At 69.0% G+C, this 19,995-nt stretch carries 20 protein-coding genes; 3 read left to right on the forward strand and 17 right to left on the reverse strand.

Annotated elements, in window-relative coordinates:
- Window positions 1-178 precede the first annotated feature (178 nt).
- Window positions 179-1,180, forward strand: a complete 1,002-nt coding sequence (locus tag M0M48_RS12600) for an IS481 family transposase (RefSeq protein ID WP_257750480.1) — start codon at window positions 179-181, stop codon at window positions 1,178-1,180.
- Here M0M48_RS12600 and M0M48_RS12605 read toward each other — a convergent pair.
- The 4 genes from M0M48_RS12605 to M0M48_RS12620 all read right to left on the reverse strand — a co-directional run bounded on the left by M0M48_RS12605 (window position 1,118) and on the right by M0M48_RS12620 (window position 3,958).
- Entirely contained in the window at window positions 1,118-1,792 is a 675-nt protein-coding gene (locus tag M0M48_RS12605) for a cytochrome c biogenesis protein ResB (RefSeq protein ID WP_257751398.1), read from the reverse strand. The genes M0M48_RS12600 and M0M48_RS12605 overlap by 63 nt on opposite strands.
- Window positions 1,793-1,893: 101 nt before the next feature.
- Complete coding sequence (locus tag M0M48_RS12610; RefSeq protein ID WP_257751399.1) at window positions 1,894-2,550, reverse strand: TlpA family protein disulfide reductase; 657 nt, start codon at window positions 2,548-2,550, stop codon at window positions 1,894-1,896.
- Complete coding sequence (locus tag M0M48_RS12615; RefSeq protein WP_257751400.1) at window positions 2,547-3,329, reverse strand: DUF305 domain-containing protein; 783 nt, start codon at window positions 3,327-3,329, stop codon at window positions 2,547-2,549. Before M0M48_RS12615 ends, M0M48_RS12610 begins: the two co-directional genes overlap by 4 nt.
- A complete protein-coding gene (locus tag M0M48_RS12620) occupies window positions 3,329-3,958 on the reverse strand; it encodes a DUF3105 domain-containing protein (RefSeq protein ID WP_257751401.1) in 630 nt (209 codons plus the stop codon). The genes M0M48_RS12615 and M0M48_RS12620 overlap by 1 nt, the downstream gene beginning before the upstream one ends.
- A 213-nt stretch (window positions 3,959-4,171) precedes the next feature.
- Here M0M48_RS12620 and M0M48_RS12625 point away from each other — a divergent pair, with 213 nt between their 5' ends.
- On the forward strand, window positions 4,172-4,726 hold the full coding sequence (locus M0M48_RS12625; protein ID WP_257751402.1) for a TlpA family protein disulfide reductase: 555 nt from the start codon (window positions 4,172-4,174) through the stop codon (window positions 4,724-4,726).
- Between the two features lie 36 nt (window positions 4,727-4,762).
- Entirely contained in the window at window positions 4,763-6,376 is a 1,614-nt protein-coding gene (lnt, locus tag M0M48_RS12630) for an apolipoprotein N-acyltransferase (RefSeq protein ID WP_257759331.1), read from the forward strand.
- Window positions 6,377-6,433: 57 nt separating this feature from the next.
- Here the strand turns inward: lnt and M0M48_RS12635 are convergent, their stop codons facing one another.
- The 13 genes from M0M48_RS12635 to M0M48_RS12695 form a co-directional block, all read right to left on the reverse strand.
- Window positions 6,434-8,062, reverse strand: coding sequence for a sensor histidine kinase (locus M0M48_RS12635; protein ID WP_257751403.1), 1,629 nt, complete (start codon window positions 8,060-8,062; stop codon window positions 6,434-6,436).
- A gap of 185 nt (window positions 8,063-8,247) precedes the next feature.
- Window positions 8,248-9,558 (reverse strand): hypothetical protein, encoded by a 1,311-nt coding sequence (locus tag M0M48_RS12640; protein WP_257759332.1) that lies wholly within the window; start codon window positions 9,556-9,558, stop codon window positions 8,248-8,250.
- A gap of 20 nt (window positions 9,559-9,578) precedes the next feature.
- Complete coding sequence (locus M0M48_RS12645) at window positions 9,579-10,079, reverse strand: hypothetical protein (protein ID WP_257751405.1); 501 nt, start codon at window positions 10,077-10,079, stop codon at window positions 9,579-9,581.
- A 59-nt stretch (window positions 10,080-10,138) separates the two neighbouring features.
- Window positions 10,139-10,801: a hypothetical protein gene (locus tag M0M48_RS12650; RefSeq protein WP_257751406.1), complete on the reverse strand. Its 663-nt coding sequence runs from the start codon at window positions 10,799-10,801 to the stop codon at window positions 10,139-10,141.
- Window positions 10,798-12,174, reverse strand: coding sequence for a hypothetical protein (locus M0M48_RS12655; RefSeq protein ID WP_257751407.1), 1,377 nt, complete (start codon window positions 12,172-12,174; stop codon window positions 10,798-10,800). Before M0M48_RS12655 ends, M0M48_RS12650 begins: the two co-directional genes overlap by 4 nt.
- Entirely contained in the window at window positions 12,171-12,689 is a 519-nt protein-coding gene (locus M0M48_RS12660; protein ID WP_257751408.1) for a DUF3093 domain-containing protein, read from the reverse strand. Before M0M48_RS12660 ends, M0M48_RS12655 begins: the two co-directional genes overlap by 4 nt.
- A gap of 64 nt (window positions 12,690-12,753) precedes the next feature.
- Window positions 12,754-13,023, reverse strand: coding sequence for a hypothetical protein (locus tag M0M48_RS12665; protein ID WP_257751409.1), 270 nt, complete (start codon window positions 13,021-13,023; stop codon window positions 12,754-12,756).
- Complete coding sequence (locus M0M48_RS12670) at window positions 13,023-13,694, reverse strand: M15 family metallopeptidase (protein ID WP_257751410.1); 672 nt, start codon at window positions 13,692-13,694, stop codon at window positions 13,023-13,025. Before M0M48_RS12670 ends, M0M48_RS12665 begins: the two co-directional genes overlap by 1 nt.
- A 202-nt stretch (window positions 13,695-13,896) precedes the next feature.
- Window positions 13,897-14,418, reverse strand: a complete 522-nt coding sequence (locus M0M48_RS12675; RefSeq protein WP_257751411.1) for a hypothetical protein — start codon at window positions 14,416-14,418, stop codon at window positions 13,897-13,899.
- Window positions 14,419-14,946: 528 nt separating this feature from the next.
- Complete coding sequence (locus M0M48_RS12680; protein WP_257751412.1) at window positions 14,947-15,867, reverse strand: glutaminase; 921 nt, start codon at window positions 15,865-15,867, stop codon at window positions 14,947-14,949.
- A 50-nt stretch (window positions 15,868-15,917) separates the two neighbouring features.
- Entirely contained in the window at window positions 15,918-17,312 is a 1,395-nt protein-coding gene (locus M0M48_RS12685; RefSeq protein ID WP_257751413.1) for a serine hydrolase domain-containing protein, read from the reverse strand.
- A gap of 35 nt (window positions 17,313-17,347) precedes the next feature.
- Window positions 17,348-18,694, reverse strand: a complete 1,347-nt coding sequence (locus M0M48_RS12690; protein ID WP_257751414.1) for a serine hydrolase domain-containing protein — start codon at window positions 18,692-18,694, stop codon at window positions 17,348-17,350.
- Window positions 18,691-19,950 (reverse strand): DmpA family aminopeptidase, encoded by a 1,260-nt coding sequence (locus M0M48_RS12695; RefSeq protein ID WP_308220384.1) that lies wholly within the window; start codon window positions 19,948-19,950, stop codon window positions 18,691-18,693. Before M0M48_RS12695 ends, M0M48_RS12690 begins: the two co-directional genes overlap by 4 nt.
- Window positions 19,951-19,995: the final 45 nt, after the last annotated feature.

Raw genomic sequence — 19,995 nt, forward strand, 5'->3', positions numbered from 1 at the left:
GCGAACCTGATACTCGACGTCGAACTTGTCGAGCCGGAACGACAACGGGACTAGGTGTGATGCCCAGGCACGTTGGTCGAGAACGTGTGACGACACGATCTGATGTCGTAGATGGGTGAAGGCCTCCCGATGTGGAGTGGAGCTGTCTAAGGAACCGCTTCACACCCAGGAGGCCTTCGTGTCCCACGCTACCCATGCAAACGCTGCTCTGACCCCGCGCGCCCGGCTCAAGCTGGCGCGTCTGATCGTCGATCACGGCTGGAAACCGGCTCGAGCCGCGGAGCGCTACGACGTGTCGTGGCGGACCGCGAAGAAGTGGGCTGACCGCTACCAGGCCGAGGGGCCAGCGGGGATGGTGGACCGGTCCTCGGCGCCGCGCCAGCAGCCGAACCGGACTCCCGCGCCGGTGGTGCGGAAGATCGTCCACCTGCGGTGGAAGCAGCGGCTGGGTCCGGTCGAGATCGGCGACCGGCTCGGCATGCCGTCCTCGACCGTGTACGCGGTGCTGGTCCGCTGCCGGCTCAACCGGCTCACGCACATCGACCGCACCACTGGGGAGCCCGTCCGCCGCTACGAACACGAAAAGCCAGGCGACCTGATCCACGTCGACGTCAAGAAGCTCGGCCGGGTGCCCGACGGCGGCGGCTGGCGCTACGTCGGCCGCAAGCAGGGCAACCGGAACCGGGCGGCGACGCCCGACCTTCCCCGCAACAGGTGGCGCAATCCGCTGACTGGGACCTGCTACCTGCACACCGTCATCGACGACCACTCACGAGTCGCGTACGTGGAGGCCCACAACGATGAGACCAAGGAAACCGCAGCGGCCGTGCTGCGCAACGCGGTCGCCTGGTTTGCCGACCGGGGCGTGACCGTCCAGCGGGTGATCAGCGACAACGGCAGCTGCTACAAGTCGAACCTCTGGAAGCAGACCTGTAGCGACCTGGGCATCACACCGAAGAAGACCAGGCCCTACCGACCGCAGACCAACGGCAAGATCGAGCGCTTCCACCGCACCCTCGCCGAGGGGTGGGCGTTCAAGAAGTTCTACAACTCCGAGTCAGCCCGACTCGCGGCTCTGCCAGCATGGGTCCACGAGTACAACCACCACCGGCCCCACTCAGCAATCGGGAAGGCCACACCCATCACCAGGTTGGACAACCTGGCTGGGCATCACAACTAGGCCATCCACATCAGTCCACGCAGACGGCGTGAAGACGTCGTACTGGGAACGGTCGTTGGCGAAGGTTCCGCCCTCAGCGATCGCAACTCTGCCCTCGAACCCGACGAGCTTGCCGACCGCGATGCCGACGAGGAGCACCAGCAGGGACAGGTGGAACGTGAGGTTGCCGACTTCGCGGAGGTAGCCGCGCTCGGCACGGACCTCGGAGTCGGTGACGACGACCCGGAATCGCTTCCGGCGCAGGTAGCGTGCCGCGGCCGCGAGGACCTCGGCTGGCGCCCGGTCGGTGTCCCACGCCTGATGGTCCTCCAGGCGGGCGAGGTTGCGGGGCGCGGAGGGCGGCGAGCTACGAACGGCGCGCCACAGCCGCAGCGACCGCGGCAGGACACAACCGGTCATCGAGACCAGCAGCAGAACGTAGATGGCGGCGAACCACGGCGAGGCGTAGACGTCGAAGAAGCCGATCCGATCGAGCCAAGGCGCCAGGTCGGGATGACGGACGGCGTACTGCTGCACGGCCGCCGGGTCGGAAGCGACATTGCGTTGTGGGAACAGCGACCCGGGGATGGCGGCGAGGGCAAGCAGCACCAGGAGGATCACGGCGGTGCGCATCGAGGTCAGCGTGCGCCAGGTCCACCGGAACCACCCCCATGAGATGGGCCTGCTCGGACGCTGATGCAGCTGCTGCTCTGGTTGCGGTGGCGCGAGCTCGGTCATGGTGTCGCCGTCCCGCTGGCTGGCTGGGTCGGCTGTGTTGACCGGGTCGGCTGTGTTGACCGGGTCGGCTGTGTTGACCGGGTCGACTGGGTCGCGTCGGCGATGAGGGCGCGCAGCGTTGAGGCGTCGACAGGTCCGATGACGCGGGCGGCCAGTCGGCCATCGGCGTCGACGACCATGGTGCTGGGCACCGCACTTGGAGGGAGGGCGGGCCCGAAGGCGAGCAGCGCCGCGCTCGAGGTGTCGGTGGTCAGGCTCGGGTAGGCGAGGTCGTAGCGGTCCTCGAATGCCCTTGCGGCGGCGTCGTTGTCACGCACGTTGATCCCGACGAAACGGATCCCATCGTCGGCGGTGTCGGCTGCGACCTGGGCGAGTTCGGGTGCTTCGGTGCGGCAAGGTGCGCACCACGATCCCCACACGTTGTAGACGACAACCGCCCCGAGGAGGTCGCTGCTGTCGAAGTCATTGCCGTCGAGCAGGCGACCGGAGAACGGTTCGACCATGGTTCGGTCAGCCTCGGCGATCTGTTCGACGACGGGTCGGGTCGCGGTCGGGGATCCGTCGGTGTTCGCTCCACAGCCTGAGGCAACGACGGCAGTGATGACAGCGAGGACAATGAGGAGAGTCGCCCGCCGGCCGGTGCTTCCTCTCACCCCAGCGGCCCTCCACGGGCGTCCAGCATGGTCCGTAGGGCAGTGAGCTCGCTGGTCTGTGCCTCGACGATGCTCCGCGCCAGGGTGCGAACCCAGGGCTCGCTCGCGCGGGCTTCAGCGGCTTTGGCCATGGGGAGGCCACCCTCGTGGTGGGCGATCATCAGCTCCAGGAACAGCCGCTCGGCCGGACGGCCGCGCAAGGAGGCGAGGCGCTCCAGGTCGGCCGCAGAGGCCATCCCAGGCATCGCCATCACACCGGCGCCGGCATTGTCGCCGGCACCGTCGTCCGAGGCCCCGGACATATCGGACATGCCCGACATGCCGCTGTGGGTGTCGTCGTCGCTGCTCCCGCCGGTGTCGGTTGTCATCCAGCTCATGGGGCTCGGGTTGTTTTGCGACTGTTTCCAGCTCGCGAGCAGCCCGTACATCTGCCCGATCTGCTGCTGTTGCGTCAGCTCGATGTCCAGCGCACCCTGGCGGACTTCCTCGTCGTCGGTGCGGTCGCGGATCATTACCGACATCTCGACGGCCTGGGAGTGGTGGGTCTGCATGTCGCGCAGGAAGCCGACGTCGATCGTCGACAGGGCAGGCTTCGTCTTCTCCGCGGCCGTGGAGCCCCCGCTGGGGAGCAAGCTCCCGATGAACACTCCGGCCACGATCAGGAACAAGGCAGCCATGATCGCGAGTCCGGCGTACAGGCGGCGGTAGCTGGGCTGGGCTTGTCCGTCCCTATCGAAGCCCGGGGCGCCCTTGGTGGGATTGTCTTCGTCGCCCGACATCAGCCGAGGCCCCCGGTGCAGGGTGCGCCGAGCTCGGGTGTCTGCGGACCCTGCGCGAAGGTGTCGACGAATGCCGTCAGCGTGGCTTGATCAACGCTGCCCAGCGGGAGCTGGCGCCCCCATGCGGTCGCTACGACGGGTTCGTCCATGCCTTCGACGGGCGAGACGAGGACGAACCCGTTGCGGTCCGCCAAGGCCTCCAGCACGTCGACGTCGGCCGACGCGAGGCTGGGGTCGTAGGTGATCCAGACCGCGCCGTGCTCCATGGAGTGCACCGCCGTGCCCGGCTCCACCGGGGCGTTGTAGGTTCCGCAGTTCATCCACACGGGCGCGTGGTCACCGCCCACCGGTGGGTTCTGTGGATAGCTCACCGCTCCTTGGACGTGGTTGCGGCTGAGATTGGGGTACTCGACGACGTCGCCCAGGATCGAGCTGTCGGGATTCGTCTGTCCGTCCGAGCCTTGCTCGGTGTTGGTCGGCGAGCCCTTCTTCTTGTTCGCGGCAGAGTCGATCACGTCGCTTCCGCACGCGGTGAAGGCGGTCAGCGTCGCGAAGAGAATCCCTGCGAGAGCGGTCTTGCGGGCAGGCGAGGCGGCCAAGTGCCGCAGCGGGTTGTTCACGGTGAGCACGGTCCTGTCGTCGCGAGCGTGTGCGGCCCGCCTGCGAGCATGCTCCGACCGGGCTTAGTACTACTCTACTTAGTAGCAGAAGTTTGGGCGAGTCGGGAGGAGTCCTGCGTGGCAACCATGCCCCGGAGAGGCCAGGAGGGACGCCGACGCCGGACGGAGCTGCCCGGCCTAAGAGTCGGCAGACGACGGGGACTGGCGAGCGGGCTCGTTGTCGTGGTCCTAAGCGCACTGACCGGGTGTGCTGCCAGCACCGACCAGCCGGCCCGGGCCGACAAGGACACGTTGCCGGTGGCGGTCGCTGGACTGAAGGGCTGCGCGAATCTCGACGGCCGTCCGAACTCGTCGTCCTCAGAAGGCCTCCCCCGCACCACACTCCCCTGCCTGAACGAGTCCAACGCGGTCGACATGGCGGCCCTGCGCGGCCCCACCATCGTCAATCTCTGGGCGTCGTGGTGCTCGCCGTGCCGTAAGGAGTTGCCGCGGCTGGCCGAGGCCGCCCGCCGAAGCAACGAGGTCGGTTTCCTGGGTGTCGATACCCGCGACGATGTCGAGCTGGCAGGCGCACTCCTCGAGGAGCTCGGTGTCACCTATCCCCAGGTCGTTGATGCAGAGGGCACCGTGCTCGAGGCAACACGAGTGCCCGGGCTCCCCGTGACTCTTGCCGTCGACGCAGAGGGTCGCGTCGTCGATCGCGTGATTGGCGAGGTGTCTGACAAGGAACTTGGTCGCTTGCTCGCCACGCTCGCCGACCGCGCAACGGCCGGCTGAGCTTGCATTGGATCGGGGCTGATTCGGTTGTTCGGCATGTCGTGGTGGCGACCCGTCTTGGCCGCGGCCGCCGGTCTCGGCGCGGCTTCGGCCGCGGCGCCGCTGGAGTGGCGGTGGATGGCCCCACTCGCGGTGGCCGGTCTCGTGTCAGCGGTACGCGCCGCGCGACTGCGAACTGGTGCGGCGGTGGGCCTGATCTTCGGCCTCACATACGTTCTCGCGCTGGCGTCCTGGATGCGGGTGATCGGAACTGATGCGTGGCTCCTCATCGGCTTCGCCGCGGCCGGCTACTACGCCGTCGCCGGGGCTGGGATCGCGGTGGTGGCGCGGCTGCGCTGTTGGCCGCTGTGGGTTGCGGCATGGTGGGTCACGGTCGAGACCGTCATGGCTGCGTGGCCGCTGGGGGGCTTCCCATGGACCCGGCTTGCGTGGACCACGATCGACACGCCCCTGTCGCGGTGGCTGCCCTGGATCGGGGCGTCCGGCGCCAGCTTCGTGGTCGCCCTCCTCGGGGCTCTCCTCGTCACCCTCAGCGCTTCCCTGCTGGGCATGCGCTCCCGCAGCGCAGCGTCACGGGGCCTCGAGGGGCGCCAGCTACTCCTGACCGGGCTGGGGCTCGTCGGCTTGGTGGGCTTCCCCGTCGTTGTGGCGGCCCCGTCCCTGGCATCGTCCTGGGAGAGCGGCCAGCCGGCGGTCCGGGTCGCTGCGGTCCAGGGCGATGTGCCGGGCGCCGGCAATGACGTGGTCGCGGTTCACCGGCAGGTCACGGCCAACCACGTCACAGCCACCACTAGGCTCGCGCAGCAGGTCCGCGATGGCGATCTGCCACGACCAGACTTCGTGCTGTGGCCGGAGAACTCGACCGCGGTCGACCCGTTCAGTGACGCAGCGACCCGATCGGGGATCAACCAGGCGACCAGGGCCATCGGGGTTCCCACACTGGTGGGGGCGATCGTCGATGGGCGCCGGGCGGACGAGGTGTTGAACCAGGGCCTGGTCTGGAACACGGACGGAACTGTCTCCGAGCGGTACACCAAGAGACATCCGGTTCCCTTCGGCGAGTACATCCCGTTCCGCAAACAGCTCGCAGGCCTGAAGATCGGCCGCCTCGACATGGTGCCGCGAGACATGACCCCGGGCACACGCACCCGGCCCCTGGAGATAGCGGGAGCGCTGGTGGCGGATCTGGTCTGCTTCGACGTCGCCTTCGACGACTCGGTCACGGCGCAAGTACGACGCGGGGCGCAGCTGGTGACCGTGCAGACCAGCAACGCCTCCTTCATCGGGACCGCCCAGCTCGAGCAACAGTTCGCCATCAGCCGGCTGCGAGCGTTGGAGACCGGGCGCACGGTCGTCGTGGCATCCACCAACGGCATCAGCGGAGTGATCGCCCCGGACGGATCCGTGGTCACCCGGCTACGACCACGGACGACCGATGTCGCGATGGCCACAGTCCCCCTGATCGACCGCCAAACCGCCGCCGTCCGGCTCGGCCCCGCGTTGACTTGGATGATCTGCCTACTGGGTGTTGGTGCCGCCGCGGCTGGTGCGGGCCGCACCCGGCGACGCACAGCAGGTCCGCTGCATACGGAACGCGAGCAACTCGCCGAAGTATCCGAGGCAGCCGCCGCGGCGGATGGAAACCGCTGACAGACCAATCGTCCCAGGCCGCGGTCGCGCTCCACCGAAACCCGCTCGAGGTGCTCCTCAGGACGTGTCCGTGACGACCTCCTCGGCACCCCCGGCATCCCCGGCATCCCCGGAATCGGGTGGCCGGGCCCAGGGCAACCGGATCACAAACGTCGTCCCACCACCGACCGGCACCTCGCCCAGCTCGAGCGTCCCGCCCTGCTCAAGCAGGATCCGGCGGGCACGGTGCAACCCGATGCCCTGACCGCCGGAAGCTCGGCCGTGGCTGCCCCACGAGAACAATCGTTCGCGCACGGCCGGGTCGAGCCCGGGGCCGGCGTCGGAGACCAGTATCTCGACCTTGTCGCCGACGAGGCGTGACGTGATCGTGGTGCCCCGGCCTCCCGCGTGGTCGGCCGCGTTCTTGACCAGGGTGCCCAGCGCCTCGGCGAGGGCGTCCTGCCGGGCGCGGACCCGGTGCCCCCCGGGAGTCCAGGTGACGTGGTGGCCCAGGGCCGCCTGCGCGACCACGAACGGAGACACGACGGCATCGACGTCGACCGTAGTCATCGGGCCGGACTTGGCTGCGACGGTACGACGCAGTCGCGCCGCCTCGATGTCGACCATCTTCTCCAGCGCGTCGCGGCGCGGACCGAGCGGGATCTGGCCGCTCGCGAGCAGCCGGGCGCCGGCGGCGAGACCCGCGGCGGCCGACCGGACCTCGTGCGCGACCTCGCGGTGCTGCTTGACCTCGGCCTCCGCCTCGGCGGCCAGGTGGGCGTAGCGGGCCACCCGGGCGTCCATGTGCTCGAGCGCGACACCGAGAAGGGAGGCCGCGGTCGTGGCGATCAAGGCACTGAACAGGGCTACGCCGACGACCGCGGCCGGCGTGGGTGTCATGGCATCGATCGCGGTCGAGTACACCCGGGCGGCGAAGATCGCGAGCATCCCGGCGCCGATCCGGGCAGCCGCCCACCCCGCCAGCGACGAGGCGGCCAACTGCAGCCCGACCGCCACCATGACCAGGCCGATCAGCACCATGATCACGATATCGACCGGGTCGTGAGTGCCGAGGACGCCGGATTCGTGGATGTATTCCTTCATCAACCGGTACAGGCCGAGGGTAATCGTCGCGGAGGTCAGGCCGAGCAGGATCCCGGTCACGACGAGGTACTTCGGCGGCGCGGCGGCGCGGCGGCCGCGGTGGATGACGATCAGAACGATCAGCACTGTGACCAGGTGGCCGTTGGTCAGCCGGAAGGAGAGCGGGCTCAGCTCCCGGTCGATCATCCCGAGCATCTCCAGCGGTGCGTCCTGGAGCGCCACGATGACTGCGGCGACCGCCATGCTGCCGCGCAGGCCGTCGTACATCAGTCGGGCGTCGACGGCCATCGCGACGCCCGCACCGAGCAGCAGCACATCTGACAGCAGCATCACCGCGTGCCCGGCCAGCACCACCCGCTCGCCGTCCGGGTCCCCGACCAGCACGACCACCAGGTAGGGGTAGAGCAGCAACCCCGCGAGGGCAGCACTCCACCACCACGACGAGTGCGTGGCCCCGCCGCGGCCGATCAGCCGCCGGGCCGATGACCCCGAGATGCCACGATCCCGACCGCCCCTCAACTGGGCCGTCACCCCTCCATTGTCGGAACCCGGTCGCGGTCTGGGTGCAAGAACGTCCGGATTGGAGGCCTCCCCCGCCTCCACCTGATCCGAGGGGCGGTCGGATCCTGACCCGAGTCTTTGACCCGGGGCTCAGGCGCCGTGGTCCAGTGCGGCAGCGGCCAGTCACGCCTGTAGCCGGGAACTCGGCCCAAGAGGAGCGTGGCCGCCGCCCCGCGTAGGGGCGACGGCCACGATGCACATCCGACGCGATTGTGCGATCAGGCTACCTACAGGCCGAAGAGCAGGTAGAGACCTGTGAAGGTGTAGGCAACCATGACCAGCAGCAACGGCAGCTGAGCTGTCGAGTGGTCACGCGAGGGCAGCAGGCCGATCGCTCGATCGTGTGCCGCGATCACGCCGAGCACGTGCCCGGTCACGATCGCGATCACCTTCACCGTGGCGAGGAAGGTCGGGTGGAGCGAGAGCCAGATGTTGACCTCATGGTTGGCCGTCCCGAACAAGTTGAGCCCGGTGCCCAGCGGGTCGCTGGCCTGGATCAGCGTCTGCTGCCCGCTCTCGACCAGCAACGTGAGGTAGTGGGCGACCATGTAGCCGACGATGATCGGGACCATCGAGTGCGCGAGCCTGCCCGGCATCTCCCGCGCCGGAACCCGAGCGGTACGCGAGGGCAGCACCGTCGCCAACCAGAACGCCGCACCGACCAAGACGCACACCCCGACGAGCAGGAACGTCTCGACCACGGTCACGTTCGCCGAGGTGGACTGGGTGAACTGCAACCAGGCCGTCGACCCCGAGAAACTGTCGAAGGCCGTCGACCCGAGTAGCACCGACGTCACCGCGAGCAGCCCTGGTCGAACCGGCATGCCGGCGAGGTTCCGCAACGGAGCCACTAGCTCGATGGCGCCGTTGGCGTTCCGCCGCCACGGCGACAGGTGAGCGAGGAGGTTGGAATAGACCTCGAACGGATCGGCCCGCTCGAACCACGTAGCCCCGAACGCAACCCCGCCCGCGACCGTGACCACGAGATAGCCGAACAGCCACGTGGTGACGGTCGCGAGCGCGGTGCCGTCGGGTGAGACGAGCTCGGTCCACACGAAGGCAAACAAGCCCAACGCCGCCGGCCAGAGCCCAACCCACGCCGGGAGCCTCCAGCGGCCGACCCGGGGGTCGAGGCGAAGTGCAGTGCTGAGGGCGAAGGCGATGCTGCGCGCCGGGCTGACGGCCTTGATGACGGGCCCCAGGAACAGCGATGCGGGAACCAGCCCTACCCACAGGAGGACGTAGAAGATCCCGAAGACCGGGTTGCTGCTGACATCGTCCTGGCCTGCCAGGGCAGCCCAGACAGAGAAGGCGAGAACGAACAGGCCGAGCAGGCGCAGGCTCGCCCGGGTGGCCGTGGCGTCGACGAGACGAGTCAGGGGCGGAAGGGGCGGGAGCGCGCGAACCTGCCTGCCGGCGCCCTCGAGGCACGGGGTTCGCCACGCGAGGAGGAGGACGGCGAAGGAGATCGTGAGCGCAGCCGACCCGCCGACCACCGCACTGGATGCGGAGATCGGTAGGTCGCTGCCCCCGCCCATGCCATGAGCGGAGATCATCGCTACTTCACCGTGACGACGGCGACGACGGCTTCGGAGTCGTGCTCTTCGATCTCGATCTTCCCGGGCGTCTTGATGACCAGCTCCTTGGCCGAGGTGCCGGCGGGGAAGTCGACGTACTGGTCGGGCTTGGAGTGCACGTGGAGTTGCCCGCCGCGGTCGGTGTCAAAGGTGATGGTGATCTTCTCGCCGGGCGCGACGGTGAGCTCCTGGGCGTTGGGCCCGACCTTCTTGCCCTTGACCGTGACTGCGAACGTCGTGCCTGTCGGGGTCGCGGGGCTGGTCTCCTCGCCAGGGCTCGTGTCCGTGCCAGTGGTGGTTCCCGTGCCTTCGCTCACCTGGTCTGTGGGCTGGCCTGCCGTGGCATGGGGTTCTCCGGCGTCCGACGACGCCGAGGTCGGCTCGGTCGTACTCTCGCTCGGCTCGGAAATGCTGCCGCAGGCGGTCAGGGTGATGGCGGTGAGCAGCGCTGCAGCGGGCAGCGCGAAACGACGGTGCTTCATGATGGGAGATCTCCTTGATGATGGGAACGACGGGTTGTTGGCGCTCAGGTTGTTGGCGCTCAGGCCAGCACTGGCGGTCCTCGTCGGGAGATCGATGCGGTGGCCTCCCACCGTGTGAACGGGGAAGTGGGCGGGGCGAAGGAACCGGCACCGAAGCGCAGCCGTGGATTTGATCCCGCGAGGCGCTCGGGACGGCGGAGCCAGCGGGTCAGTAGTGCCAGCAGGGTCCACAGGGCCTGCTCGCCGCGCCACAGCCACAGTGCGATGCCGGCGGCGGCGACGAGGTGCGCAGCCGCCATCAGGGCGTTGGTTCCGGCTAGATGATCGAGCAGGTGCTGGAGCCCTTGACCAGCCGCCGGTCCGACGTCGTCGGCATCCGGGACGACGGCCAGCTGGTCGCGCACTCCCCCGGCCCGATCGGGTCCTGGAACCACGGCGGATCGCGGGGACGATGCTGCATGAGGGGCGGCATGCCCCGCGGTGGCGGTGAGGACCAGGTGGACGATCATCTGGCCGCCGCCGACGAGAGCTGCCAGCCGCCGGTAGCTCGCCTGGACCGTCAGCGCGGGCGCTGCGAGCACGGTGAGCACGGCGACCATGAGCGCCAGGGCGATCGGACTGGGGAGTAGGCCGCCGGCCGTCACGTGGGCGGTTCCGCCGAGCATGGCGGCGATGGACGCGAGAAGCAGGGCTCTACCCCACACCAGGAGATGGTGGGTCATGCGGAGAACAGGAGGAGGAGTCCGCCGGTCGTGAATCCGACCATGGTGATCAGCAGCGGGATCTGGCCGGTGATTCGATGCTGGGGCGGAAGCACGCTGAGGGCGCGGTCGTGGGCGGCGATGGCCGCTGTGACGTGCCCGGCAACGACCGCCCCGACCTTGATCGAGGCGAGCAACGTTGGATGATAGGAGAACCAGAAGGTCGGGGCCAGGGCCGCGGTACCGAAGAGGTTCCAGCCCTTCCCGAACGGGTCGCTGACCAGGCCGAGTGTCTGCAGACCGTAGTCGGCGAACAACGTGATGTAGTGCGCGAGCACGTAGGCAGCGATGATCGGCGCCAGGGAGTGCGCGAACAGACCCGGGAGTTCAGTGCGCCGCCGTCCGTCCCCGGGCTGCGTGAGCATGGAGCCGAGGGCGAACAGCGTTCCAGCGGCCACGCAGAACGCGATGAGGGCGAGGTTGTTGAGGATGTTCGCCGACAGCGAGCTCTCGTAGATGGTCCGGATCCAAAACGGGGAGTTGCCGAAGGAGTCGAAGGCGGTGCTTCCGAAGAGCACCGCAACCACGGCGATCAGCCCAGGCACTGGCGGAGTCCCCGCGAGGTTTGCGAGCGGGCTGCGCAAGACCAAACGCGCAGCGCCGGTCTCCGCGCCGTCCTCGGTTGCGGGCGTGTCCCCGTCGCCACCAGCGGGGTGTGTGATGTGCCAGGGCGAGAGACGGCCCATCAGGGTCGAGTAGACCTCGAAGGGGTCTGCCTTCTGGTAGAAGGCAGACCCGAACAGGGATCCGCCGACCAGCATGATGGCGACGTAGATCGTGCACCACAGCCGCACGTCGCCCAGGCTGCTGCTGTTGTCGTAGACCAGCTCGAGCCAGACGAACGCGAACAGCCCCAGGGCCGCCGGCCAGTAGCCGAGCCGGGCCGGGTAGGTGTAGATCCCGTGCTCCCGGTCGCCACCGGTGGCCCGGCTCAGGAGGGCGTGGATGGTGCGGAGGGGGCTGATGGATCGCCAGACTGGCCCGAAGAGCAGCGAGGCGAAGACGAGCCCGACCCACCACCAGACGTACACGATCCCGAAGAATGGGTTGGTGAGACTGTCCTGCCCGAACAACGCCACGATGACGGTGTAGGCGAAGAGCACCATGCCGGAGGTCTGTAACGTCCGTCGCCACGCGACCGAGAGCAGCACGCGAGCAATGCGGCTGGAGACCGGTCGCCCTTGAGGTGCGGCTTCGCCGTCGTAGCGGGTCGATCGCCACGCGATCGTCATCACCACGAATGACAGGACCAGCGCGACCCCGGCACCGCCGACCGCGAGCGAGAGCGGGATCGGCAGATCAGCCTGTCCGCCGATGCCGTGCGCCTCGATCATTCCTCACCCTCCGCTCCCATTGGTCGGGCCTGGAGGGACGGTCCAGGTTGGTCGGTCGGTGTGGTTTGCGGGGTGTTCAGAGCCGCGGCGAGTGCGGCCGGTCGCCGTGAGCTGACCAGCCAGTACGGCGCCGGGTCGGCTGGATCGTCGATGGTGATGCGTACGCCCGTCTTGATGTAGGGGCGCAGGACGAGGTAGGCCCGCGCGTCGGCTTCGGGGCCGGAGATCGCCCGCATCCGTGCGGCATCGAGCGCCTCGACGTGCCCCACGAAGTGACGCTCGATGCGTGCGTGACCGACGTGGAGCCATGGATCGGTCACCACGATCCGCACCGACCCATAGGTCAGTAGGGCCAGCGCGAGAAGGGCGTAGAGCCCGAGCGCGATACCCAAGGCGAGGGAGCCCGGTAGCGCGGCGACCATCGCGAGCCAGAAGGTCCAGATCATGAGCCCCCACAGCAGCCACCAGCGCACCGGCGCCCGTAGACGCTCGCGGTAGTCGTCGCGTACTCGCACAGCCCTGCCTCTCGCCGCGCGAGCATCGCGCCCAGCATTCTCCTACGGAGGATAGTAGATGGGTCTAGCGTCGCGGCCGAATGACCACGTAGGCCAGCGCGACGCCGAAGCCGCACACGATGGAGCCCACCGCGCTCAGCGACTTGGAGCCTGCGTCGTCTCCGATGACACCCCACGACTGGAGGGTCCACAGGGCACCGAGTGCGATGAGAAGCAGCGCGGGCGGCAGGCCCAGCAGCAGGACGCGGTACTTCGGCGTCCGCCCGTAGCGAGAGTCCCGCCCGCTGGGAGGGGCAAAGGTGGGAGCCGGAGCCTTGGCGCGTCGTCTGGACATCAGCTCTCCCCCGTCGTCGCCGCGGCATACTCCCAGTGCCACGGTTCAGGACGTGATCCACCAGACCGTGCCCAGGACGGGTTGACCCATCCCAGGCGCTCAGCGTTGTCGGTCATCCACTCGTACTGCGTCGTCCCGAACTTTTCGATGCCACCGCACAGGTCGACTGCGACTCCCCAGCCGTGGTTGCTAGTTCCGGGCCGGGCAGCGAGTCCGGGCTTGATCGCCGCAAGCCGGCGCTGAGTGGCGAGGTCGCGGTAGCCGTCGGTCATGCACGGTTCCTCGCCGAACTCGCGCGCATAGGTGGCCGCGAGGCGTGACCATGCCAATGCTGCGTCGCCTCGGAGATGGAATCCGTCCGGTAATTCACACAGACGGGCATCCGGGACCGTGCCATTGGCATCCGGCAAGACCTGCGGCGCCGTGTCACAGGCAGCCAACCACGCCGGCTGACGACGAGCGGTGCCCGAGGTGGCACGGGGAGCGCTGCGGCTCAAGGTCACCTCGAGCCGCCGCCTGTCGACCTCGAGGTTGCGGTCGGCTGCTGAGGGGATCGTGGATTGCAGAGCTCGGCGGCTGTTGCGGTCGGAGGCCTCCGCGGCCTCCCCGGTTCCGCTGCCGACACCCATGACCGAGGTGCTGCTTCCCAGGGCGACAGCCCCCAGCGTCACGACCGCTGCCGATATTCCAGCCGGGAAGCGAGGGCGCCGCGGCTTTGCTCGTCGCGTGCCTCGATGACGCGCGGGCGCGGACGCGCGGTGCCGCGGTTCCGAACCCATCTGAGGATCTCCTTGCGGCGCCGCGGCTGAATCGAACTTCTACTATAGAAAGTAGTAGAAGGTGATCCAAATCGGGTTGCGGCGCCCCAGCTGGCTATCCGCCGACCTGGGCCAGCCCGTAGATCATGAGGAACCCGACGAAGAACATCGCGCTCAGCAGGACCGTCTCGTTCTCCTTGTGCGCCTCGACGAGAAGTTCTCCGACTGCCAGGTAGAGGAGAGCAGCCGCACCGAAGGCGAGTGTGGCGGCGATCAGCCCCTCGCCGGCGTTGCCGAACGCGGCCGCCGATCCGACCGCGCCGACCGCAGTCATGAGTCCGAGCGCACCGCTCAGGCCGGCTGCCCGGAACCTCGTCAGGCCCGCCTCGACGAGTTCACCTTGGACCGACAGGGCGAGAAACAGGATCTCGATCGTGAGCGCCGCGGTAAGAATTGCCGCTTGGGTCGACCCCAGCGTCGACCCAAGCCCGACCAGGACGCCGTCCACAAGCAAATCGAGAGCCACTGCGGTCAGCAGACCTATCGGAACCGCCGCACGCACCGCAACAGCGAGCGTGCCTGCCGGTCGTCGCCTGTCCAGTGATCGGCCGTAGGCGCCCAGCGTGAGCATCAGCACGACGCCGACCCCGAATCCGACCACAGCTCATCCCCAGTGCTGTCGGTCACGCCCCACCTGTCCTTGCGGGTCGTGATGCCTTTCTGCGCGATTGGCAGCTGGTGCTCAACGACACCGTCTCAGCCGGCCGCTTGGGACAGAGCCGCTCGCCGACGCCGCACACCGGCCAGCGATCGGTCGCGCGACGTTGATGCTTCGGCAGGAGGTCTGACTCCAGTTCGATGCTGCACCAGCGCGACCTCAGAACCTCTCGACCAAGTCCGCAGTGCCGCCCTGATCAATCGATGCACTTCGCCCTGCCTCGGACGTCAGGAGAACGGGTAGCCTGTTACAAGTCCGGTACAAACGGCCGGTGATCCTCGACGTTTGCGCAGGTCAGCATGGGTCAGTCAGTCAGAACTACGACATCTGAGTCGTGCACTGATCGAGCTGCTCATGCTCGATCGACGGTGGCCCCGGGCTCTCCCGGGGCCACCGGTCATTTCGACTGCGAACGCCGTGCAGATGAGCCACGGGGCCGCCCAGGGTTCAGAAGATCGAAGCGCCCGTGACGCTCGTGAACGCATCGAGAGCCGCCACCGCGGCGACGGAGTTGCCTGTGCGGTCGAGTCGCGGGCTCCAGGCGCAGACGGTGGCCGTGCCCGGGATCACGGCGAGTATCCCGCCCCCGACGCCGCTCTTGCCCGGCAGGCCGACGCGGTAGGCGAACTCTCCCGCGGCGTCGTAGTTGCCGCAGGTCAGGAGCACCGAGTTGAGGCGCTTGGTCTGGCTCGCGGTGAGGAGCGACTCTCCTGAGTTGAGGACGCCGCCGCGCGCCAGGAACCCTGCGGACACGGCGATGTCGGCGCAGCTGGCCTCGATGGCGCACTGAGCGGTGTAGTGCTCCAGCACTGCGGCGACGTCGTTGACGAGGTTGTCGTGGCTGGCGATGAGGTGCGCCATCGCGGCGTTGCGATGACTGTTCTCCGCTTCGGACCTGATCATCCTCGGGTCGCTGTCCAGGTCGGGGCGGACCGCCTCTTGTCGTAGGAGTCCTCGGATCGCGCCGAAGGCGTCTCCGGTCAGCTCGAGCAGCCGGTCGGTGACGACCAGGGCGCCGGCGTTGATCATGGGGTTTCGCGGATATCCGCGTTCGGCTTCGAGCTGGACGAGGGAGTTGAACGGAGTGCCGGACGGCTCGCGCCCGACCCGCTTCCAGATCGCGTCGCCATCGAGCGACATCACCACTGCCAAGGCGAACACCTTGGAGATGCTCTGGATCGAGAACGAGGTCGTCGCATCGCCGACGGTGTAGAGCTCCCCCGTGACCGTGGCGACGGCCATGCCGAACGCATCCGGGGCGACCTCGGCGAGGGCCGGGATGTAGTCGACCACGCGGCCCGACCCCGCGGTCAGGCCCGCAGCCGACGCGGCCTCCCGAAGGGCCTGGGTGTAGTCGATGGTGCGCATGGATGCGTCGGCGCCGGATCAGAGGGGGGATCTCGACGACGCCGAGGTCGTCATGACGTCACCTTCTTGAACAGGCGGAGCGCGAAGAGGTACTCCTCACCGCGATAGGTGGTGTGGGCGAACTCGATCTGATCGGCCGTCTGCAGGAAGCGGTCGTCCGCGAGAGCCTCGACCGTCGTCGGAGCCGCGTCCGGCTCTCCCGTCAGGTTCTCCTTCTGCTCGACCCGGAGCTGGAGAACACGCTCGCCGTCGCGCTCGAGGACGAGCCTGGTCGTCGCCGACTCGTAGGTGCCGGCGGCAGCCAGCGCGAGGGCGGGTGCGTGGTCGCCGGGCTCGCGCCGCGGCACCGGGTACTCCAGACCGAGCTCCCTCCCGATCTCCGCCAGGACCTCCTTGGCGAGTGCGGTGCCGCCGCGGGAGTTGGTGAGGACGCCGACGGCGAGGCCGAGCGAGGGCAGTACGTGCAGCTGGGCGATCTGCCCGATGGTGGCTCCGCCGTGGTTGACCGCGTCGTACGGCCCCCACGGCCCGACCGCCCAGCCCAGCCCCCACCCGGCATCGGTGGAGGACAGGCCGGCGAGGTCGACCTGCAGGGCGCGCATCAGGCGGGCGGACTCGGCGGACAGGAACCGGGTGCCGTTGAGACCGACGCCGTCGAGCAGGTGACCGGCTGCCAGCGCCAGGAGGTCCTCCATGCGACCGACCGCGCCGCCCATGGGTCCGGAGCTTCGCGGCAGTGACCACTGCGGAGTCGGGGTGACCGCCCGGACGCCGGGATCGCTGAGGTCGGCGAGGTGACCGACCGCGGCCCGGTGGAGGATCGCGTCCTTGGCGTTCATCACGGTGTGCTCGAGGCCGAGCGGCTCGAACAGGTGGCGGTGGATCGCGGTGGTGAAGTCGGTCTCGCGCAGCACCTCGACGATCCGGCCGGCGACGGCGAACCCTGCGTTGCAGTAGTCGAAGTGGCCACCGGGTGGGGTGGTGCACACGGCCGGGACCAGCACCTCGACGTACCTCGCGAGGGCGTCGTCGCCGTCACCGGTGTCGGTGAGGATGTCCCCGTCGATCCCGCTGGTGTGGGTGAGCAGGTGGCGCACGGTGATGGCGTCCGCAGCGGTCTGGTCCGCCAGCCTGAAGTCCGGGAGGACGTCGACGACCCTGGTGTCGAGGGTGAGCCGGCCTTCGTCGACCAGCTGCATGACGAGCGTCGCCGTCCAGACCTTGGTGATGGACCCGAGCTGGAAGAGCGTGTCGTCGTCGACGCCGACTCCGGTCCTGAGGCTGGTCAGCCCGTGGCTGAGCACGCGGACCGTGTGCCGGCCAGGTCCGTCGAGGGTGAGGAGACCGACCTGCAGGCCCGGTACGGCGTGCTTCTCGGCTAGCTCCGCAAGGCGTGCGGCCCACCGCTCGCCGCGAAGCAGGTCCTCGGGAAGTCGAACTGACACGTGCTCTCTCCTGTCTGGCTGAAGCCCGCGGGCTCTCAGTCCGAGGGCGTACCGAAGGGGACAGCCTCCCGGGTGACCCGGTAGGTTGCCCAGTTGAGCTTGGTCACCTGTCCGGCGTCGTCGCGCGTGACCCGCAGCAGCTCGCCGCGCTCACGACCGGCGACGGTCCGGTAGACATCGTCGGCGACCTTCTCGAAGACCGACGACGGCTTGTGGTCGGGAAGCCCCACGGCCCGCGCCTCGAGCCGTCCCTCCCGGACGGAGAAGACGAACGGGTAGCCCTCGGAGTACCACGGCCCGACGAGCTCCGCGAGGTCCTCGGGTACGACGGTCCCGGGCCGCCAGATCTCCGGCTCCTCCGGGTCGTGGTCGAGCACGTGGTCGGCCAGCTCGATCGCGAACGCGGCCGGGTCGGGGCACACCGAGGCGTTCATCATCACGATCCCGCCGGTGCCGGACTCGCGGTGCGTGAAGATGCCGGTGAGGTGACCGGGCATGGCGCCGGTGTGGCCGACGTACACCCGGGTGCCGCTGCGCATCAGGAAGAAGCCGAGGCCCATTGCGCCGCCCCAGCGGTCGACATCCATCACGATCTGCGGCTGGCACATCTCCTCGAGCGTGTCCGGGGCGAGGATCTCGGGGTCGGGGTCGGCGATGAATCCGGACCAGGTGGCCATGTCCCGCGGCGTGCTCGCCAGGCCGCCGGCGGGCGCCATCGCAGCGAGGTCGGGCACGCTCTCACGCACGGGTACGTCGGTGTGCGGCGGCACGAAGTAGGGCTGGGCGTGCGCGCCCTCGAAGCCCAGCGTCGTGCGCCGCATCTCCAGCGGGTCGAGCAGCCGGCGGCGGAGCGCGGCGTACCAGTCGGTGTCGTCGAGCCGGGCCACCACCTCGCCGAGCAGCGCGAACATCAGGTTCGAGTAGTGCCACCGGTGGTGCGGCGCGAACACTCGCTCGGCCGCGTCGAAGCCCTTGACCAGGGCCTCCCGGTCGGGCATGACCAACGACTCCCACACGTCGCCGACCGGCTCGCGCTGCATGCCGGAGGAGTGCGCGAGCACCTGCCGGATCGTGATGCCACGATGCGCGGTCCCGGGCAGGAACCTCTCCAGCGGGTCGTCGAGCGAGAGCCGGCCCTCGTCGCGCAGCTGCATGACCATCACGGCGGTGAAGGTCTTGGTGTTGGACGCGATCAGGAACTGGTCGTCCGGTCCCGGCGCGTGGTCGGGCCGGTCGAGGTCGGCGGTGCCGACGCCGTCGTACCAGGCCAGCCGGCCCCGGTGCACGACGCCCGCGGCGACCCCCGGGACCCGCCCCTTCGACTGGCGCTCGATGACGCAGCGGCGCAGCGCCCGGGCGGTGGTGTCCTGGAGCTCCCTCATCGGGCGCTGCCCGACCAGGTCGCGTGCCGCTCCAGGACCGAGCCCAGGCGGTCGGCCGCCAGCCCGTAGGCCATGATCCCGTCCCGTCCCTCCATGTCGTCCGCCGCCAGCATCGCGTTGATGATCGCCTCCTCGGTGGCGTCCGCGCAGGCTTCGAAGAGCGTCGAGAGGTGCTGGTGCGGAACGGTCGAGACCGTGTGCGTCTGCGGGATGTCGACGTTGTGGTACTCGGCGGGGATGGAGGTGTTCCCGGTCGAGAAGGCGAACATGATGTCGCCACTGGAGTCGGAGACCCCGCCACCCGACCGGCCCAGTCCGATGGTCGCCTGGGTCGCCAGACGCCGGCACTGCGACGGGAGCAGCGGCGCATCGGTCGCCACGACGACGATGATCGAGCCCGAGCCCTCGGGCATCCGGTCCTCGAGCCGGGCGACGCTGGCGATCGGGACCTCCGCGTCGGGAACGAGCCGTCCGACGGGCACGCCGTCGACCCGGAGGAGATCCCGGACGCCGTGGTTCGCCTGCACCAGGACGCCGACGGTCCAGCCACCGTTCGCGGCCGGCAGTCTCCTGGACGACGTACCGATCCCACCCTTGAACCCGTGGCAGATCATCCCGGTGCCGCCGCCGACGTTCCCCTCGGCGACGGGGCCGCTGTTCGCCGACTCGTACGCCCGCCGGACGTGCGCCTCGGTCACGTGCTGCCCACAGATGTCGTTCAGGACGCCGTCGTAGGTCTCGCCCACGACCGGGAGCGCCCAGAAGGTGCTCGCCGACGACTCCCGCGCGTCGTACCCGGCCAGGGCATCGCGCACCACGCCGACGCTGAACGTGTTCGTCAGACCGATGGGCGTGGTCAGGAGACCGGACTCCCGGACCCACTCGAGGCCGGTCATCTCACCATTGCCGTTGAACGAGAACGCCCCGGCGAAGCACGGCTGCTCGCGCACCCGACCCGCCCGCGGCTCGATGATCGTCACGCCGGTCCGGACCGGTCCCTCGCCGCGCTCCTTGCCCCCGCGCCCCTCGATGACCGTCTCGTGACCGACGCGCACCCCTTCGACGTCCGTGATGGCATTCAGGGGGCCGGTCTCGTACGGTCCGATGCCAGGGTGCAGGTCGCGCAGCCTGCTCCGCCGCGTCGTGTGCTCTTGCGTTGGGTTCGATGCCATGTCGCCATTGAATCCGCCGCTCGCCGCGGACGCGTCGTGGAAAACGACGAAGGGCCGGCCCGGCGATGTCCGACCGGACAACATCGGTGATCGGGACGCCCGTTGGTCGATAGGACAAGGCGGCCGCCG

The sequence above is a fragment of the Pimelobacter simplex genome (assembly GCF_024662235.1).
In the GTDB taxonomy this organism is placed as follows: Bacteria; Actinomycetota; Actinomycetes; order Propionibacteriales; family Nocardioidaceae; genus Nocardioides.

What these genes read in the sequence shown, in the direction of transcription:
- M0M48_RS12690 (WP_257751414.1), bottom strand. Translation starts at nt 18,694, where the DNA reads ATGAGGGAGCTCCAGGACACCACCGCCCGGGCGCTGCGCCGCTGCGTC.
- M0M48_RS12655 (WP_257751407.1), bottom strand. Translation starts at nt 12,174, where the DNA reads ATGATCGAGGCGCACGGCATCGGCGGACAGGCTGATCTGCCGATCCCG.
- M0M48_RS12605 (WP_257751398.1), bottom strand. Translation starts at nt 1,792, where the DNA reads ATGCGCACCGCCGTGATCCTCCTGGTGCTGCTTGCCCTCGCCGCCATC.
- M0M48_RS12615 (WP_257751400.1), bottom strand. Translation starts at nt 3,329, where the DNA reads ATGTCGGGCGACGAAGACAATCCCACCAAGGGCGCCCCGGGCTTCGAT.
- M0M48_RS12640 (WP_257759332.1), bottom strand. Translation starts at nt 9,558, where the DNA reads ATGGGCGGGGGCAGCGACCTACCGATCTCCGCATCCAGTGCGGTGGTC.
- M0M48_RS12645 (WP_257751405.1), bottom strand. Translation starts at nt 10,079, where the DNA reads ATGAAGCACCGTCGTTTCGCGCTGCCCGCTGCAGCGCTGCTCACCGCC.
- M0M48_RS12695 (WP_308220384.1), bottom strand. Translation starts at nt 19,950, where the DNA reads ATGTTGTCCGGTCGGACATCGCCGGGCCGGCCCTTCGTCGTTTTCCAC.
- M0M48_RS12680 (WP_257751412.1), bottom strand. Translation starts at nt 15,867, where the DNA reads ATGCGCACCATCGACTACACCCAGGCCCTTCGGGAGGCCGCGTCGGCT.
- lnt (WP_257759331.1), top strand. Translation starts at nt 4,763, where the DNA reads ATGTCGTGGTGGCGACCCGTCTTGGCCGCGGCCGCCGGTCTCGGCGCG.
- M0M48_RS12665 (WP_257751409.1), bottom strand. Translation starts at nt 13,023, where the DNA reads ATGTCCAGACGACGCGCCAAGGCTCCGGCTCCCACCTTTGCCCCTCCC.
- M0M48_RS12650 (WP_257751406.1), bottom strand. Translation starts at nt 10,801, where the DNA reads ATGACCCACCATCTCCTGGTGTGGGGTAGAGCCCTGCTTCTCGCGTCC.